Raw genomic sequence first — 13797 nt, 5'->3', positions numbered from 1 at the left:
TTTTACACTTGAGTCTATGATAATGATTCTCAGTCAGGAGGGGCGGCAGAATGACCGAACAGTTGCAGGAACACACCAGGAGAAGGCTGCTCCACAGCCTGATGAATATAGAAGCGGTGACACGCTCCCCGTCCGGGAATGAACAGACCGAAGTCTATCCGGAGCATACCCTAATCATTGTGTCTGAAGGGCAGGGGTGGCTGAAGGCAGAGGACAGAAGGTATTCTTTGGAAAAAGGGGCCGGGTTCCTGATCGAAGCCGGATCACTGAACCGGATTCAGGCCGGGGAGCAGGGGATCAGCTGGTACCGGATGGAGTTCGCGCTGATTCCCGCAGGGCACGTCAAGCTTGGCACCGGAGATAAGGGGCAGGAGGAACATGCAGAATATTTGCTCTGCCCGGGATATCTGGATTGCCGACCGTTCTCCCAGTGTGCCCTGCTGCTGGATTCCATCTATTATAGCTTCCGGCGCCCGGAGGATGTGGAATGGTTCGCTGCTCAGACCCGGTTCCAGGAGCTGCTGCTGTTGATTATGCGGGCGAATACTCCGGTACTGAAGGCTAAGGATGACCGTGAGGCCGTGGAAGCCTCGATCCGTTATATGGAAGAGCATTGCAGTGAACCGTTATCTGTCGATCAGCTGGCTGAGATTGCAGGGATCGGGCGTGCGCGTTATACGCAGATTTTCAAAGAAATTACGGGCCGGATGCCCTTGGAGCACCTGAACGGTCTGCGTATTGAACGGGCACAGCAGCAGCTTCTGCTGACCCGGGACCGGCTGCATGAGGTGGCTCTGGCTGCAGGCTACAGCAATGAGTATTATTTCAACCGGCGCTTCAAAAGAACAGTAGGGGTGACTCCCGGACAATACAGAAGCCTCCATCAGGAAGGCGTCCGGGTATTTGCCCCTTTTCTGGAGGATTATCTGCTGGCACTCGGCATTACTCCGGTCGTGCAGTATTGCCATGCCAAGTGGGGCAAGCAGGAATACCTCGGGCTGGATCAGGTTCCGGCGTTCGATATCTCCAGCGGAGACTGGCAAGGACTCATCCGTTACAGTCCTGAGCTGATTATGCTGGATGACGGCTTCCAGCGCTGGCAGCTGGGGGAATGCAGCCGGGTGGCCCCGCTGTTCCGGCTCCCGTTCCACCAGGAGGACTGGCGTGCCACGCTCCGCTCGGCGGCAGCGGTCTTTGGCAGGACCGGCCGTGTGCAGGAGGTCATCTGCGACTATGAGCAGCAGGCCCGTCAGGCCAGGCGGCTGCTCAGCCGCAGCGTCCGGGGGCAGACAGTGGCACTGCTGCGGATTTCTGCCCATGGCTTTGCCCTGTATGGCAGTGAGAATCTGGGATATGCAGCGGGTGTCCTCTATGAAGATCTGGGGCTTGGCCGGCATCCCCTGGTACGGCAGCTCACCCGTGGACAGAAGCGCGTGAGCCTGAGCCCTGAAGAGCTGTCCGGCTTGAACGCAGATCATTTGTTCATTACGTTCGACCGGCAGGAAGGTGAGGGGCGGGAACTGCTCGATACCCCAATCTGGAGAAGTCTGCCTGCGGTGCGTAACCGCTGCGTGTACGAGGTGGATTTCATGGCCTGGATGAATTACGGTGTCCTGTCGCATCAGCGGAAGATCGCGGATGTGCTGAAGGTATTGGCTTAAGGCACACCTCCCTACAGAAATACACACAAAAAAAGCTTGCAATTCCCGGCCAAAGAGAGTATATTCTTAATTACGGTGATTGAATCACTGTAATACATAATATGCGGTCATGGCGGAATTGGCAGACGCGCTGGCTTCAGGTGCCAGTGATAGCAATATCGTGGAGGTTCGAGTCCTCTTGACCGCATCATAGCTTACAATACAGGTTCTTGCTTGGCATTTATGCCAGCAGGGACCTGTTTTTTCTTTTGTTGTGGATGAGTGCTCTTTAATTGCTTCTTGAATGTATGCGGAAAACAGCATACATTTACTGGCACGCAGGCATGTGGCCCGAATGTATGCGGAAAACAGCATACATTTACTGGCACGCAGGCATGTGGCCCGAATGTATGCGGAAAACAGCATACATTTACTGGCACGCAGGCGTGTGGCCCGAATGTATGCGGAAAACAGCATACATTTACTGGCACGCAGGCATGTGGCCCGAATGTATGCGGAAAACAGCATACATTTACTGGAACGCAGGAATGTGGTTCGAATGTATGCGGAAAACAGCATACATTGTGCTGGCACGCAGGCATGTGGGCCGTATGTATGCGGAAAACAGCATACATTTTGTTTATTTCTTTAGTGCTTTTTTATATATTTTAAGCCTGTAGTTCGTTCCCCGCTTAAACAGCGGAGAGAACGGAACGAATGTGGAAAAGCGGCAGCGGTCGCCTTGGTCTCCGGATTTTCACCGCTAAGGGGGAATGAAAAAAATCTGGAGACCACAGCGATTGGAACATCGGTCCGTTCACGCAGCGTCCACCCAAGCTCCCATGCGGATCTTACTCCAAACAGTAATATCTCAGCTATATCAATTCCAATAAAAATCCTATACATATCATAAAAATGTGAGTTAGAAGCCGGAACCTTGAGGCTGTATCATAACTAGTAAGCAAGGCTGTTTAATTAAAATTCATGATGCGAGGAGAACGGTGATATGCAGGATACCATTGTGCGGATCTTGAGTGAAATTAAGAACAATCCAGAGCTGTTGCTCACTGCCACTGAAACCACCGATATAGTGAATGATGTAGGTCTGGATTCCCTGCAGATGATTAATTTCATTCTCCGGATTGAAGACGAATTTGAAATTGAGTTTGATTTTGATCATTTTGCCTATGAGGATTTCCAGTCGATCGGGGATTTCATGGGGTTCATCACAGCCACGCAAACCGCTTCTTAAGGGGGCTTCATGGATGAAGTCAACCGTGGTTCTGGGCACCTTTGATTCCGAGGCGTGGTGGCGGAGTCCGAATGGATCTATGCTTCCTTCTATGAACAGCAGCCAAGCTGTGACGATGGGCATGGATGAATTGTTGTTTCCGTTATGCAAGGAGCAGGACATTCTGTTCACCCGGCAGCCCATGGACGAGCATCTTAGAAGCTATTTATCACAGCTCGGCTATACCTTCACCAATGTTCATTGCAGAAATCCTGTTCATGCGGATGACTACACGCTGCATGTGTTTGATCTTCTAATGGCTGATGCAAGCTACTACCAGCAGCTACTCCCACAAGATGCTCTATTCTCTCCCTACTCTATTCTGTCCGATACCAGTGAGTTAGTGCGCAGGTTCAATGTCGGTAATCAGTTTCCCTCCTTAGATGCAGTTCGAGCTGTGAATTCAAAGATCTATTCTCATGAACTAAGACAAAGATTGGGCATTCGCAATATGTCCTCTATAGCTGACAGCTCGGAGGAACTGCTGGCCCTGGGCTCGGAGCTGCTACGGACCGGACAAGTGCTGGTTAAGGACCCGCTCGGTGTCTCAGGCAAAGGCAATATGTTAATTTCAAGCGAGAGAATGCTGAAGAGAATTGCGGCCTATCTGCAAGAGCAAGAGAATAGAGGCAAACAAACACAGTTCATTATCGAACCCCTGCTGGATAAAACGGAGGATTTCTCCTGTCAGCTGTTCATAACAGAGAAGGGGGAAGCGGAGTTTATCTCTGTTCAGCGAATGGTAAATGAAGCCTTCTCTTATATAGGCTCCTATCCTGCCGGTTCCGGGTTTACCCGGATTCTCCGGGACAATGATTATTTCAGCATTATGGAAGATGCCTGCAAGGACTTGTTCATGGCAGGCTATCACGGAGAGGTATGTATAGATTCCATGCTGCTGGCAAGCGGTGAGATGGTACCCATCGTTGAGATTAATGCCAGAAAGTCCATGGGGCTGATTAATCATCATGTCAATCAATATGTCCGGCAGTATTCCTTGTTCAGCTTTTTGACCTTTATCTCGGCAGGCTGTTCCACGGAAGTGACCATGCTGCAGGTTCTGGAGGCTCTAAGAGCAGGCGGATTGTTGTTTACGCAAGAGAACAGGCAAGGAATTATACCGCTGGGTGCAAACACGCTTTTCGGCTCCGGCAATACCGCATTCGCTGAGGCGGAGTCAGAATGGCGGAAGGGGAAGCTTTATGTAGCTGCTCCCTATGTATCTGATGTAAGTGAAGCATTCACGCTAATCCACCGGGTGAAGGATGTTTTGAAGTCTCTAACCATTAAGGTTTATAACTGACCAGTCTTGATCGTAAAAAGAGGGAGCTGACAAATGATTACCATTGTATGCTCATCTGTCGCATTGGGAGTCTATACGCCCGCAGTCCTGTTACGTGAGGAGCTAAGAAGGTACTATGAGGCCGATCTGGAAGTGCTGGAAAGCCTGTATTCGCCCGGGACAAGACTGAAATTAATCGAAAACAAGAAGGTTTTCTCTAAGAGGTTTGAAGTAGCCAAGCTGGGTCACAGAATGATCAGGGATATCACACCGAATCTGGACCCGCAGCTGGTAACCCGGCTTTTAGGCAAGTGGGCTGAAGAGAACCGGAGGGTATTTATGGTTTTCTCGGGGTTTTGGATGCCCATTCTAGAAGAGTACGCGAAGAGTTACCGCAAGGATGTCCACGTGGAGCTGATTCATATGGATGCAGTCATATCCCCTTCGTGGAAGCTGTATTCCAACAATATCCGGAATGATCTGTTTACTGTGAACGATGTCTGGTTTTTTGACGGGGCGGCAGGGCGGGTGAATTACACTATTTCCATGGGTCATGCTGCCCCTAAGGACTATAAGGAACGTGACAACCGGTTCGTCATCCATGGCGGCGGCTGGGGAATGGGGACCTACAAGGAGACAGCAGCAGAGCTGAATCACTCCCTGGATTTGAACATCGTCATTCATGAGCTCATGGATGATCAGGCTTATGGAGCCGGCCATCGTTACTACATGGTGAAGCCGGGCTGGTCGCCCTGGATGAAGAATGAAGAGAATGAATATACCCTGCCGCCGTTCGGCGAAGTGATCAATCAGTGCTTTAACGAGGATACCGGGGTGAAGCAAAGCTTCTATCAGCTGATCTGTAACTCGAAGGCTATTATCAGCAAGCCGGGGGGAGGAACCCTGCTGGATTCGCTGGAATCCTTCACGCCGGTTATTTTCCTGGAGCCGCTGGGTGAGCATGAAGCCCGCAACGCCGAGCTATGGGAGCGGCTGGGTTTTGGCATAAGGTATGAGCAATGGATGAGTATGGGTTGTCCGCTTGAGATTTTGGAGGCATGCAGTGAGAGCATAAAAAGCTATAAAACTCAGGTGTTAAATTATGGGAGGTGCTTTCATGAGACAGCCGCAAACATCGGTAGTGCTCGACCGGGATTCCTTTGAACGGTTAAAGAAAACCATTAAGCATATGTCGGTCACGCACAAACAGGTTCACCTTAACCCTACGTATTCTACGAATCTTCCGGTCGAGGTCGGGCTTAAATTAACCAATGGCTGCAATCTGCGCTGCAAGCATTGCTTTGAATGGAACGCTGAGGGGTATCACCGGGATTTGGGCAGAGCCGAGCAGAGAGAAGAACTGGATTTCGCTGTGATTGAAAAAGTGTTCCGGCAAACCAAAGAAACGAACGCCAATATGTTCCTTTGGGGAGGAGAGCCTCTGTACTACAGCCGGTTCAATGAACTGGCCGACCTGCTGGAGCAGGACCCCAGATGGACGGTGTTATGCACCAACGGCATTCAAATTATAGAGAAGCTGGATTCCATCCTCAAGATGTCCAAAAGTCTGGTCTGCCTGATCAGTCTGGAAGGCTTCGAAGCGGAGAACGATGCGATCCGGGGAAAGGGCACCTTCAAGAAGGTGATGGCGGGCATTGATAAGCTGCTGGAGCTGGAGAAGGAAGGAATCTACCAGGGGAAAATCTCCATCCACCTGACCATTAGCGATGTCATGATCGATAAGCTGTATGATTTTGTTGAGTTTTTTGAACAAAAGGGGATTGACTCGGTATATATTACCTTCCCGTGGTATTTGCCGGATGAAGTGTCGAATAATATGGACCGTTATTTCAACGAGCATTTCAAGTGGCTGGCAGATGATCTGGAGGAAGGGCACCGCAACAGCTGGCATTCGTTCAAATATCGCATCTCACCGGACAGGATTGATTCGCTGCTTGAACAGATGGAGAGGATTAACCAGCGAACCTGGAATTTAAGAACACGCTATCAGCCCGCGCTTGAACTACATGAGGTACGTGACTTTGTACTCGGTTCAGAGAAGCCTGCCCAGAATAAAACGCAATGCTTGTCGATCCGCACCAGACTGGATGTGCTGGCTGACGGTGAAGTCAGTGCCTGCAAATTATTTCCGGAGTTCTCCCTGGGGAATCTGGCGGACCAGGATCTCAAAGAGATATGGGATGGCGACAATTTTGAAAGGGTCCGGGAAACCCTGCAATGCGGCCTGATGCCGGTATGCTCCAAATGCATTCTGCTGTATCTTCACGGAAAATAAGGATGGAGGCTATCACGAAGAATTCCGTTGTGAGCCGCAAACTGGCGGATTGGGCGGTTCCCTTTGGCCCCTATGATTGTTTGTTGAATGCGGTTACATTGTGGCTGTCTGTCCATCATGCCGATCCGAATCCGCTGTACAGGTATAATTTCTCCATTAATTATTATGCAGGCTATGACTGGTTCGACAGTACGGTGCCTGTGAATGAACTGTTTAACTTCATCCGGCGCTCTTATGGGGTTGAATGCAAGCCTTGCCGTTTAGACTCGGTGGATCGTGGACGGATGTATCTGCTGCCGGTGGACGCTTATTATGTGGCCTACATGAAGGAATTTTACGGGAAGGGCCATATGCTGCATTATGTGCTGGCTGAAGCGGCAGACGATCAGAGCCTGAGAGTTACAGATCCTTATTTTGCAAAAAGCCTATTGGCCGACAGAACTTGCGTGGAGCAGGCCTGGCGCACCTTCAGTGAACCGGTTATCGAAATCAGCCCGCCCCTCAGCCTGAAGCCTGGCCTGAACGCTATCCGGCCTTACTTAACTACACAGCTCTATGAAGAGCTGCTCCCCAGCGCCTTTGCCCGAATTTCGGAACGGATCATGGATGTTGGAGCTTATAGGGGGCCGGAGAATTTAATGGATAATTCGGTGTTCAAACAACAGTTTGGCTGCATCCGCACGATTGCCCTATCGCGGTTAAGGCATTTCGGCACCTGCAGCACCATGGATGTTGCGCACCTCGGCTCAGCCTGGAGGAAGCTTGAAGTGAGCTTTATGAAGATGACGATAAGCCTAGACAGAGGGGTAACGGCTACCGTGAAGCAGCTGAAGCAGATTGCGGAGGATGAGCTGGCTTATTTACATTCCTATGCAACAGGAGGCCGATGATGCCGGAAGAAACCAGGTATGGGCAAATCCAGCGGATGTTTTGGGAGAAGAGGGTCGATGCGGTCCAATTGCTTAGACGGGCGCTTAAAGAGCAGGTGGAGCAGATTGAAATTCATCAAGAGGAGACCCGGATCAGGCTGACGGACGGGAGACGGTTTGTGTGGGATACCGGGCACTTGAATAGTCTTGGTTTTCTAATGCGGGATGGATTTGTGGAGCGCGAAGAGAGCCGGTTATTGTCCGTACTGATCCGTGAAGGATTTGAAGTATTGGATATCGGGGCGAATTATGGGTGGTATTCCACGTTATTCGCACAAGCGGTAGGGCAGAGCGGCAGAGTTCATAGCTTCGAGCCGGTAAGCCCCACCTTCGCTGAACTGTCAAGAAACATTCAATTAAACAACCTGCAGAATGTAATTCTCAATCAGGTTGCGCTGTCTGACTATAACGGGGAAGCAGAGATCTATCTGCCTGTACGAAGCGGATCTGAGGATGCTGCGTTAATCATTGACCCGGCCTTGCAGCATGAAACCTACCATTGCCGGGTACAAACTCTGGATACGTACATTGAGCAGCAACAGATCAGCCATATTGACCTGGTCAAAATCGATATTGAAGGCGGCGAATTAAAAGCATTAAAGGGAATGGAACAGTATTTACAGCGGCATCATGAGAAGCCCCTGCTCATGCTGGAAGCGACGGAGGTTCTGGCTTTGCGGTTCGGGAATTCGATAAGTGATGTATTCCGGTTTTTGAAGCAGTATCAGTATCAGCTGTTTCAACTGTCCGCAGAGGAGCTTGTTGAGCTGGATAGCGCTGCGGAAGTGCAGGCACAGAATATATTTGGTCTGCAGCCGGAGCATATCCGGAGGTACAGTCCGTTCATCAGATTGATAACCATTGCAAAGTAGGGATGCCGGTATGGTCATTCATGTGGATCAATTAAGCAAGTCCTTTGACTACTACAAAAAAGAAACGGGAATCAGAAACTCCGTCAAGAATCTATTCCACAGGGAGAAATTAACCAAGGATGCTGTGAATAAGGTCTCGTTCGATATTAACGAAGGTGAGATGGTTGCGTTTCTGGGTCCGAACGGAGCAGGCAAAACCACCACTTTGAAAATGCTCTCCGGCATCTTGTATCCGACTGGAGGCAGTGCGGAGGTGCTGGGCTACACGCCCTGGGAGAGGAAAAATGACTTCAAGAAGCAATTTTCCATAGTCATGGGCCAAAAAAACCAGCTATGGCTGGATCTGCCGGCAAGCGATTCCCTGTACCTGAACAAATGCATTTATGAAATCGGCGATCAGAAGTATAAGGAGACACTTGATGAATTAGTCACACTGATGGATGTGAAGCACCTGCTGCATGTACAGGTCAGAAGACTGTCCCTGGGTGAGCGGATGAAGATGGAGCTGATCGCTGCTTTGCTGCACCGGCCTAGAATTATTTTTCTGGATGAGCCGACGATAGGCCTGGATCTGGTCTCTCAGAAGAACATCCGCGAGTTCCTCAAGGCCTACAATCATGAATTCCGCACGACTCTGCTGCTTACGAGCCACTATATGAAGGATATTGAAGACCTCTGTAAGCGGACCATCGTAATCAATCAGGGCAAGCTGGTGTATGACGGCGAGATCCGCAAGATCAATGAGGTCATGAATGAGAAAAAACGAATGAAGCTGACATTCTCGGCCATCGTCGAGCGGAAGGATCTGGCCGTTATGGGTTCTATCAAAGAATATAGCGGCTATGACGTCATTCTGGAAGTGGAGCGAGCGAAGTTCAAGGAGTATTCCAGAATGGCCATGGATCACTTTCCCGTCATTGATCTGAATCTGGAGGACATTCCTCTGGAGGAAGCCATTGCACGTTTATATGAACAGCCGGAGCCGCGCGGATGAACAATAAATTTGCCGTCAGCTTTTCGCTGGGAATCCAGAACTCCATGGAATACCGCTTTAACTTTTTTATGGGTTTTGCCAGTCTCTTCTTCCCGATCTTCATCCAGCTCTTCCTGTGGAAGGCGGTCTATAGCCATGCCTCTAATATGAACTTGTATGGCTATACTTACCAGCAGATGATCGTCTACACCATCGTAGCTGCCCTGATCTCGCGGCTGGTGGCTACGGGTCTGGAATATGACATTAACCATGATATCAAGAGCGGGGGGCTCAATAAATATCTGGTGCGGCCGATCGGTTATTTTCCTTATAAAATATGTGTCTACCTTGGCGGGAAGGTCCTCTCGTTTGCCATTACGTTAATCCTGCTGCTGGGCGTGGTGCTGTTTATGGTTTATTACTTCAAGGCGCCAATCAGCGTATCGCGTATACTGGTTTTTGGTGTCGTGCTTATGCTGGCGGTTGTGCTTAACTTCATGATCTCCTTCTCGGTCAGCGCGATTGCCTTCTGGTTAACCGATGTCTCTTACTTTTTTCATGTTACAGCGTTATTGATTCAGATCTTTAGCGGCGGGATTTTTCCGCTCGATATTTTTGGGGCGACATGGCTGGCTGTCTTCGATTACCTGCCGTTCAAGTATACGATCTACATGCCGGTGAATGTAATCAATGGCAAGCTGACCCTGCTCCAGGCGCTGCATGTGATAGAGCTGCAACTGCTATGGATTGGACTCCTTCTGTTGCTTACGCGCTATATTTGGACAGTGGCGATCAAGAAATATATTGCCGTAGGGGGTTAAGGGAACCCGATGCTCAAATCACTCCGGAAGTACGGTTTCATATACAGCTTGTTCATCAAAAATTCCCTGATGTCCCAAATGGAGTATAGAGTTAACTTCCTGATGGGCCTGCTGGTGGAGACCTCCTATCTGTTCGCCAAATTCCTGTATGTGATTATTGTCTATGAGGCAGGATTAACGCTGGATGGCGTGCCCATTGATGCGATCTTGCTGTTTATTGGCACCTATACCTTGATGACGGGGATATATTGGGGACTATTTGCCATCAACTTCGTGCAGATCCCGGAGCATGTAAGAACCGGGTCACTTGATATTTTGCTAACCAAGCCGATTTCCCTGCAATTTATGATGACCTTACGGAATGTTGACTTTGGGCTGGCGATTCCGAATGTGCTGGGCGGAGTGACCATGGTTGTGGTGGGCTGGAGAAGACTGGGGCTTCCGGCCGATGCCGCTTCAATAGGCGGATTCATCTTCTTCCTCGTGCTGGGACTGTTCGTAACCTACACCTTGTTCCTGATCCCGCAGTTATTATCGTTCTGGTTCATTCAGATTGCTGCTGTCAATGACATCTCAAACGGCCTGTTCGAGCTGAATAACATGCCAATGATGATCTACTCCAAATGGATTCAGCGTATAGGGATATTTATTATTCCGGTTCTATTGATTACTAACTTCTCACCCTTATTTGTGCTGGACCGGTTACATCCGGGCCTCTTCCTCTGGGTTATTCTGTCTCCCATCCTGTTGCTGGGAATCACGAGATGGATCTGGTCCAAAGCGATTCGTAATTACAACAGCTCAGGCGGCTAGATATCCGGAATCACAGGAGGTAAGGATATGAATACTCAGAAGCCATATCGTATTGGAATTTTGGGCTGCTCCACAATCGCTCCGTTCTCGATCATTAACCCGGTCAGGGAGCTTGATCAATTTGTAACGTATGGTGTAGCGTCGCGTGATTTGGACCGGTCTACAGCCTATGCGCTGAAGCATCAGATTCCGCATGTGTTTGACAGCTACGATCAGCTGCTGGCGTCGGCGGACATTGATGTGGTCTATATTCCGTTATCCAATTTCCTGCATAAGGAATGGACGCTGAGGGCGATTGAGGCTGGCAAGCATGTCTTGATTGAGAAACCGATGGCCTTGCATGCCGATGAGGTGCTGCTCATCAATGAACGGGCGAAGGAGCAGGGCGTGCATGTCCTTGAAGCGCTAATGGTCCAGCATCATTCCTGGCAGCAGGATATAACAGACATGATAGCAGCAGAAACCTACGGCAAACTGACAAAAATCAAAACCCGGATCTCCTTTGAAATTCTGCAAAGCAACTACAGCGCGGATAATTACCGGTTCAAGCCGGAGTACGGCGGCGGCTGCTTCATCGACGAATGCTCGTACTGGCTGCAGTTTATTCAAAAGGTCATCGGATTGAAGCCGCAGACACTGGACGGATTTTCGACCTTCTCCGGTGTCAATCAATGTGATTGGACCTTTCATGCATCGTTGCAATATGAGGGGGGCGTCGAAGCAGAGTTCCTGGGTTCCTTTGAAATGCCGAACAATGCCACCCACTGGCTGGAGTTTGAGCGGGCCAGGGTAAGGATCAGCGGCTTTTTCAAGCCTTGTTATGGAGATTACAAGATCATCATTCAGGTTGAACATACGGAAGCGGGAACAACAGAGAAGCTTGTATACTCTCCGCAGAATTATTATGTGAACCAGCTCCGGTTTTTGGCTGAGGTGCTTGGAGGCACTAGAGAGAATATCCCCTTATCCGAATCCTATGAACGAGTGGCAACTATGAACGCCATCTATGAGATGGCCAGGAAGAAGCATCTTGAACAGCCCGGCATGGAAGAAAGACCGGACGGGGAGGCTGTGAATTATGGATGACCGGGAACAGGAGATTCGTAAGCTGCTCGCTCAATTGCCCGGCGGTCCTCCCCGTCTGAAGAATGCAGGTATGGACGCGGATTTGCGAAGCTATGGCATGGATTCTTTGTTGTTTATTCATTTTGCGGTGGTCCTGGAAGAGCATTTCTCAATAGAGGTAAGCCCGGAATTTCTCGATATAGATAAACTATACAGTCTTCAGAAATGGAGAGAATATATTGATTCACAGGATCTCGTATGTTAGTAGCCCTGGAGATGGACTATTACAGCGAGGGCTACCGGACCATGCACTCCAATTGCGTGGATTTGCCCATGGCGGGTGCTGCAGGCTTTCATCAGTATGAGAATTATTTCTACTATACCTTCCTGTATGCCGTCATGATGAATTGGGGAGAGGCAGCGGACGGGGACTGGGTGGCCTCCAGACGCAGCATTCTTAACAAGCTCGGCTTGACCCTTAAGGTGACTGAGGTCCTGGATGCTGCTGGGCTGCTGTATGCGATTCGCATGAACATTGATCAGCAGTGCCCGGTCGTGATGATTGCCAACTACAACGATCTGTTTTTTTTGAGCCAATACAGGACGGTCGTTGACGATCATGCCGTGTTAATCACGGAATATGATTCAGCCAGACGACTGATCGTGATCCGGGAGAATCAGCTGAACAAGGAGGTAACCCTGAATGTGATGAAGGGGGAGCCCTTTTTCAAGCTGCAGCTGACCGAGGAATTGATAGCGGATATCTGGAATAAATCCAATGCTTCTTTTAAGGAAATCAGGAATTATTGTTATAACAAGCTGTTCAGTGTAGCGAAAATAGGCGAACCGGAGGTTCACAGCTATCTGGAGCTGGTTGAGGATTTCGTGGAGTCCAATAAAAATCGTTCCAGTCATTTGATCGAAGCCGTGGAACGGTTCAATGATAATGTCTCTCTTATGGAGGGGCTTAATGACGCAAATGCCATTGCGGTTGAATTTGAAACCATGCGCAGGAGTTATCACGGCTCGGCTATCATCATGTTTGATATCTTCGAGAAGGCGTTGCCCTGGTTATCCTCTCATGAAGAATGGGGGCAGATATTCGGCGGGTTCCGGGACCGGTATATCAAATTCAGATACCATCTGATCTCTAGTTTCCATGCGGATACGCTGAGACGGAAGCTGCTGCCGCCGGATCGAATTTTTCAGCTTACAGTGGAGATTAGCCAACTGGATACGGAGCTGTTCTCTCTGCTCCGTAAGCTGCTCACCCATCACCATAAGGAGCGGGAATCTCACAATGCCGCACAGGCCTGGACGAATTATGCAGCTTGCGCTGAGGTGTCTGCGGACAGTGAGTATAGCCTTGACCCGGAGACCGTCTGTCAAGCCAGCCAGGCGGTGAATGGCAGGTGGGAGAACTGGGTCATGGATTCCTGGCATTCGGACACCGCCCGGCCCGTCCATTGGTTGCTGCTGGATCTGCTGAAGCAGAGAGATATTCTGAGAGTTGTGATCAGGCATTCTCCTGCCCCCGGCTATATCACGATGGATTATGAGCTTCAGGGAAGCAACGACACAGAGCAGTGGGAGCAGATAGCGGCTGTACGGAATAATGAGTCTGTCTTAACCGTGCATGAGGCTGACGGCTGTTCGTTCAGATACATCAGACTATATATTACTTATCCGGCCCAGAATGATTTTCAGGCGCGGATCTATGAGCTTGAAGTGTGGGGACTGCCTGATATCACTCAAGCCTCAAAAATCTGATATGATTCAAAAAAAAGTAGGATATCCTTCCATTTGGCCTGCTGG

At 49.7% G+C, this 13797-nt stretch carries 13 protein-coding genes and 1 tRNA gene; all 14 read left to right on the top strand.

Going from position 1 to position 13797, the window contains the following annotated elements:
• Window positions 1-50 precede the first annotated feature (50 nt).
• The 14 genes from J2Z70_RS15290 (at window position 51) to J2Z70_RS15225 (ending at window position 13752) form a co-directional block, all read left to right on the top strand.
• The gene (locus tag J2Z70_RS15290) at window positions 51-1661 is read left to right on the top strand and encodes a helix-turn-helix domain-containing protein (protein ID WP_209874435.1); all 1611 of its coding nucleotides are present in this window, start codon (window positions 51-53) and stop codon (window positions 1659-1661) included.
• Between the two features lie 103 nt (window positions 1662-1764).
• A tRNA-Leu gene (locus tag J2Z70_RS15285) sits at window positions 1765-1848 on the top strand.
• Window positions 1849-2646: 798 nt separating this feature from the next.
• Window positions 2647-2892: an acyl carrier protein gene (locus J2Z70_RS15280; RefSeq protein WP_209874432.1), complete on the top strand. Its 246-nt coding sequence runs from the start codon at window positions 2647-2649 to the stop codon at window positions 2890-2892.
• 13 nt (window positions 2893-2905) lie between these two features.
• On the top strand, window positions 2906-4234 hold the full coding sequence (locus J2Z70_RS15275; protein ID WP_209874429.1) for an ATP-grasp domain-containing protein: 1329 nt from the start codon (window positions 2906-2908) through the stop codon (window positions 4232-4234).
• 33 nt (window positions 4235-4267) lie between these two features.
• Window positions 4268-5377, top strand: a complete 1110-nt coding sequence (locus J2Z70_RS15270; protein WP_209874426.1) for a hypothetical protein — start codon at window positions 4268-4270, stop codon at window positions 5375-5377.
• Window positions 5331-6509, top strand: coding sequence for a radical SAM protein (locus J2Z70_RS15265; RefSeq protein ID WP_209874423.1), 1179 nt, complete (start codon window positions 5331-5333; stop codon window positions 6507-6509). The genes J2Z70_RS15270 and J2Z70_RS15265 overlap by 47 nt, the downstream gene beginning before the upstream one ends.
• A gap of 29 nt (window positions 6510-6538) precedes the next feature.
• On the top strand, window positions 6539-7399 hold the full coding sequence (locus J2Z70_RS15260) for a hypothetical protein (RefSeq protein ID WP_209874420.1): 861 nt from the start codon (window positions 6539-6541) through the stop codon (window positions 7397-7399).
• A complete protein-coding gene (locus tag J2Z70_RS15255) occupies window positions 7399-8310 on the top strand; it encodes an FkbM family methyltransferase (protein WP_209874416.1) in 912 nt (303 codons plus the stop codon). The genes J2Z70_RS15260 and J2Z70_RS15255 overlap by 1 nt, the downstream gene beginning before the upstream one ends.
• 10 nt (window positions 8311-8320) lie before the next feature.
• Complete coding sequence (locus J2Z70_RS15250) at window positions 8321-9304, top strand: ABC transporter ATP-binding protein (protein ID WP_036725315.1); 984 nt, start codon at window positions 8321-8323, stop codon at window positions 9302-9304.
• Window positions 9301-10104 carry an ABC transporter permease gene (locus tag J2Z70_RS15245; RefSeq protein WP_209874414.1) on the top strand — a complete coding sequence of 268 codons (804 nt, stop codon included), beginning with the start codon at window positions 9301-9303 and terminating at the stop codon, window positions 10102-10104. The genes J2Z70_RS15250 and J2Z70_RS15245 overlap by 4 nt, the downstream gene beginning before the upstream one ends.
• A 78-nt stretch (window positions 10105-10182) precedes the next feature.
• A complete protein-coding gene (locus tag J2Z70_RS15240; protein ID WP_245368250.1) occupies window positions 10183-10917 on the top strand; it encodes an ABC transporter permease in 735 nt (244 codons plus the stop codon).
• A 27-nt stretch (window positions 10918-10944) separates the two neighbouring features.
• Complete coding sequence (locus J2Z70_RS15235; protein WP_209874410.1) at window positions 10945-12003, top strand: Gfo/Idh/MocA family protein; 1059 nt, start codon at window positions 10945-10947, stop codon at window positions 12001-12003.
• Window positions 11996-12247 carry an acyl carrier protein gene (locus tag J2Z70_RS15230; protein WP_209874408.1) on the top strand — a complete coding sequence of 84 codons (252 nt, stop codon included), beginning with the start codon at window positions 11996-11998 and terminating at the stop codon, window positions 12245-12247. The genes J2Z70_RS15235 and J2Z70_RS15230 overlap by 8 nt, the downstream gene beginning before the upstream one ends.
• Window positions 12241-13752, top strand: a complete 1512-nt coding sequence (locus J2Z70_RS15225) for a discoidin domain-containing protein (protein WP_209874407.1) — start codon at window positions 12241-12243, stop codon at window positions 13750-13752. The genes J2Z70_RS15230 and J2Z70_RS15225 overlap by 7 nt, the downstream gene beginning before the upstream one ends.
• Window positions 13753-13797 lie beyond the last annotated feature (45 nt).

The sequence above is a fragment of the Paenibacillus silagei genome, from assembly GCF_017874735.1.
In the GTDB taxonomy this organism is placed as follows: domain Bacteria; phylum Bacillota; class Bacilli; order Paenibacillales; family Paenibacillaceae; genus Paenibacillus_AQ; species Paenibacillus_AQ silagei.
The sequence above is the reverse complement of the archived record's forward strand: the minus strand, read 5'-3'. Positions and strand labels throughout refer to the sequence as shown.

Bases quoted from the DNA above. Each gene is read 5' to 3' on its own strand.
- J2Z70_RS15290 (WP_209874435.1), top strand. From the start codon at position 51: ATGACCGAACAGTTGCAGGAACACACCAGGAGAAGGCTGCTCCACAGC.
- J2Z70_RS15280 (WP_209874432.1), top strand. From the start codon at position 2,647: ATGCAGGATACCATTGTGCGGATCTTGAGTGAAATTAAGAACAATCCA.
- J2Z70_RS15275 (WP_209874429.1), top strand. From the start codon at position 2,906: ATGAAGTCAACCGTGGTTCTGGGCACCTTTGATTCCGAGGCGTGGTGG.
- J2Z70_RS15270 (WP_209874426.1), top strand. From the start codon at position 4,268: ATGATTACCATTGTATGCTCATCTGTCGCATTGGGAGTCTATACGCCC.
- J2Z70_RS15265 (WP_209874423.1), top strand. From the start codon at position 5,331: ATGAGACAGCCGCAAACATCGGTAGTGCTCGACCGGGATTCCTTTGAA.
- J2Z70_RS15255 (WP_209874416.1), top strand. From the start codon at position 7,399: ATGCCGGAAGAAACCAGGTATGGGCAAATCCAGCGGATGTTTTGGGAG.
- J2Z70_RS15250 (WP_036725315.1), top strand. From the start codon at position 8,321: ATGGTCATTCATGTGGATCAATTAAGCAAGTCCTTTGACTACTACAAA.
- J2Z70_RS15245 (WP_209874414.1), top strand. From the start codon at position 9,301: ATGAACAATAAATTTGCCGTCAGCTTTTCGCTGGGAATCCAGAACTCC.
- J2Z70_RS15240 (WP_245368250.1), top strand. From the start codon at position 10,183: ATGGAGTATAGAGTTAACTTCCTGATGGGCCTGCTGGTGGAGACCTCC.
- J2Z70_RS15235 (WP_209874410.1), top strand. From the start codon at position 10,945: ATGAATACTCAGAAGCCATATCGTATTGGAATTTTGGGCTGCTCCACA.
- J2Z70_RS15230 (WP_209874408.1), top strand. From the start codon at position 11,996: ATGGATGACCGGGAACAGGAGATTCGTAAGCTGCTCGCTCAATTGCCC.
- J2Z70_RS15225 (WP_209874407.1), top strand. From the start codon at position 12,241: ATGTTAGTAGCCCTGGAGATGGACTATTACAGCGAGGGCTACCGGACC.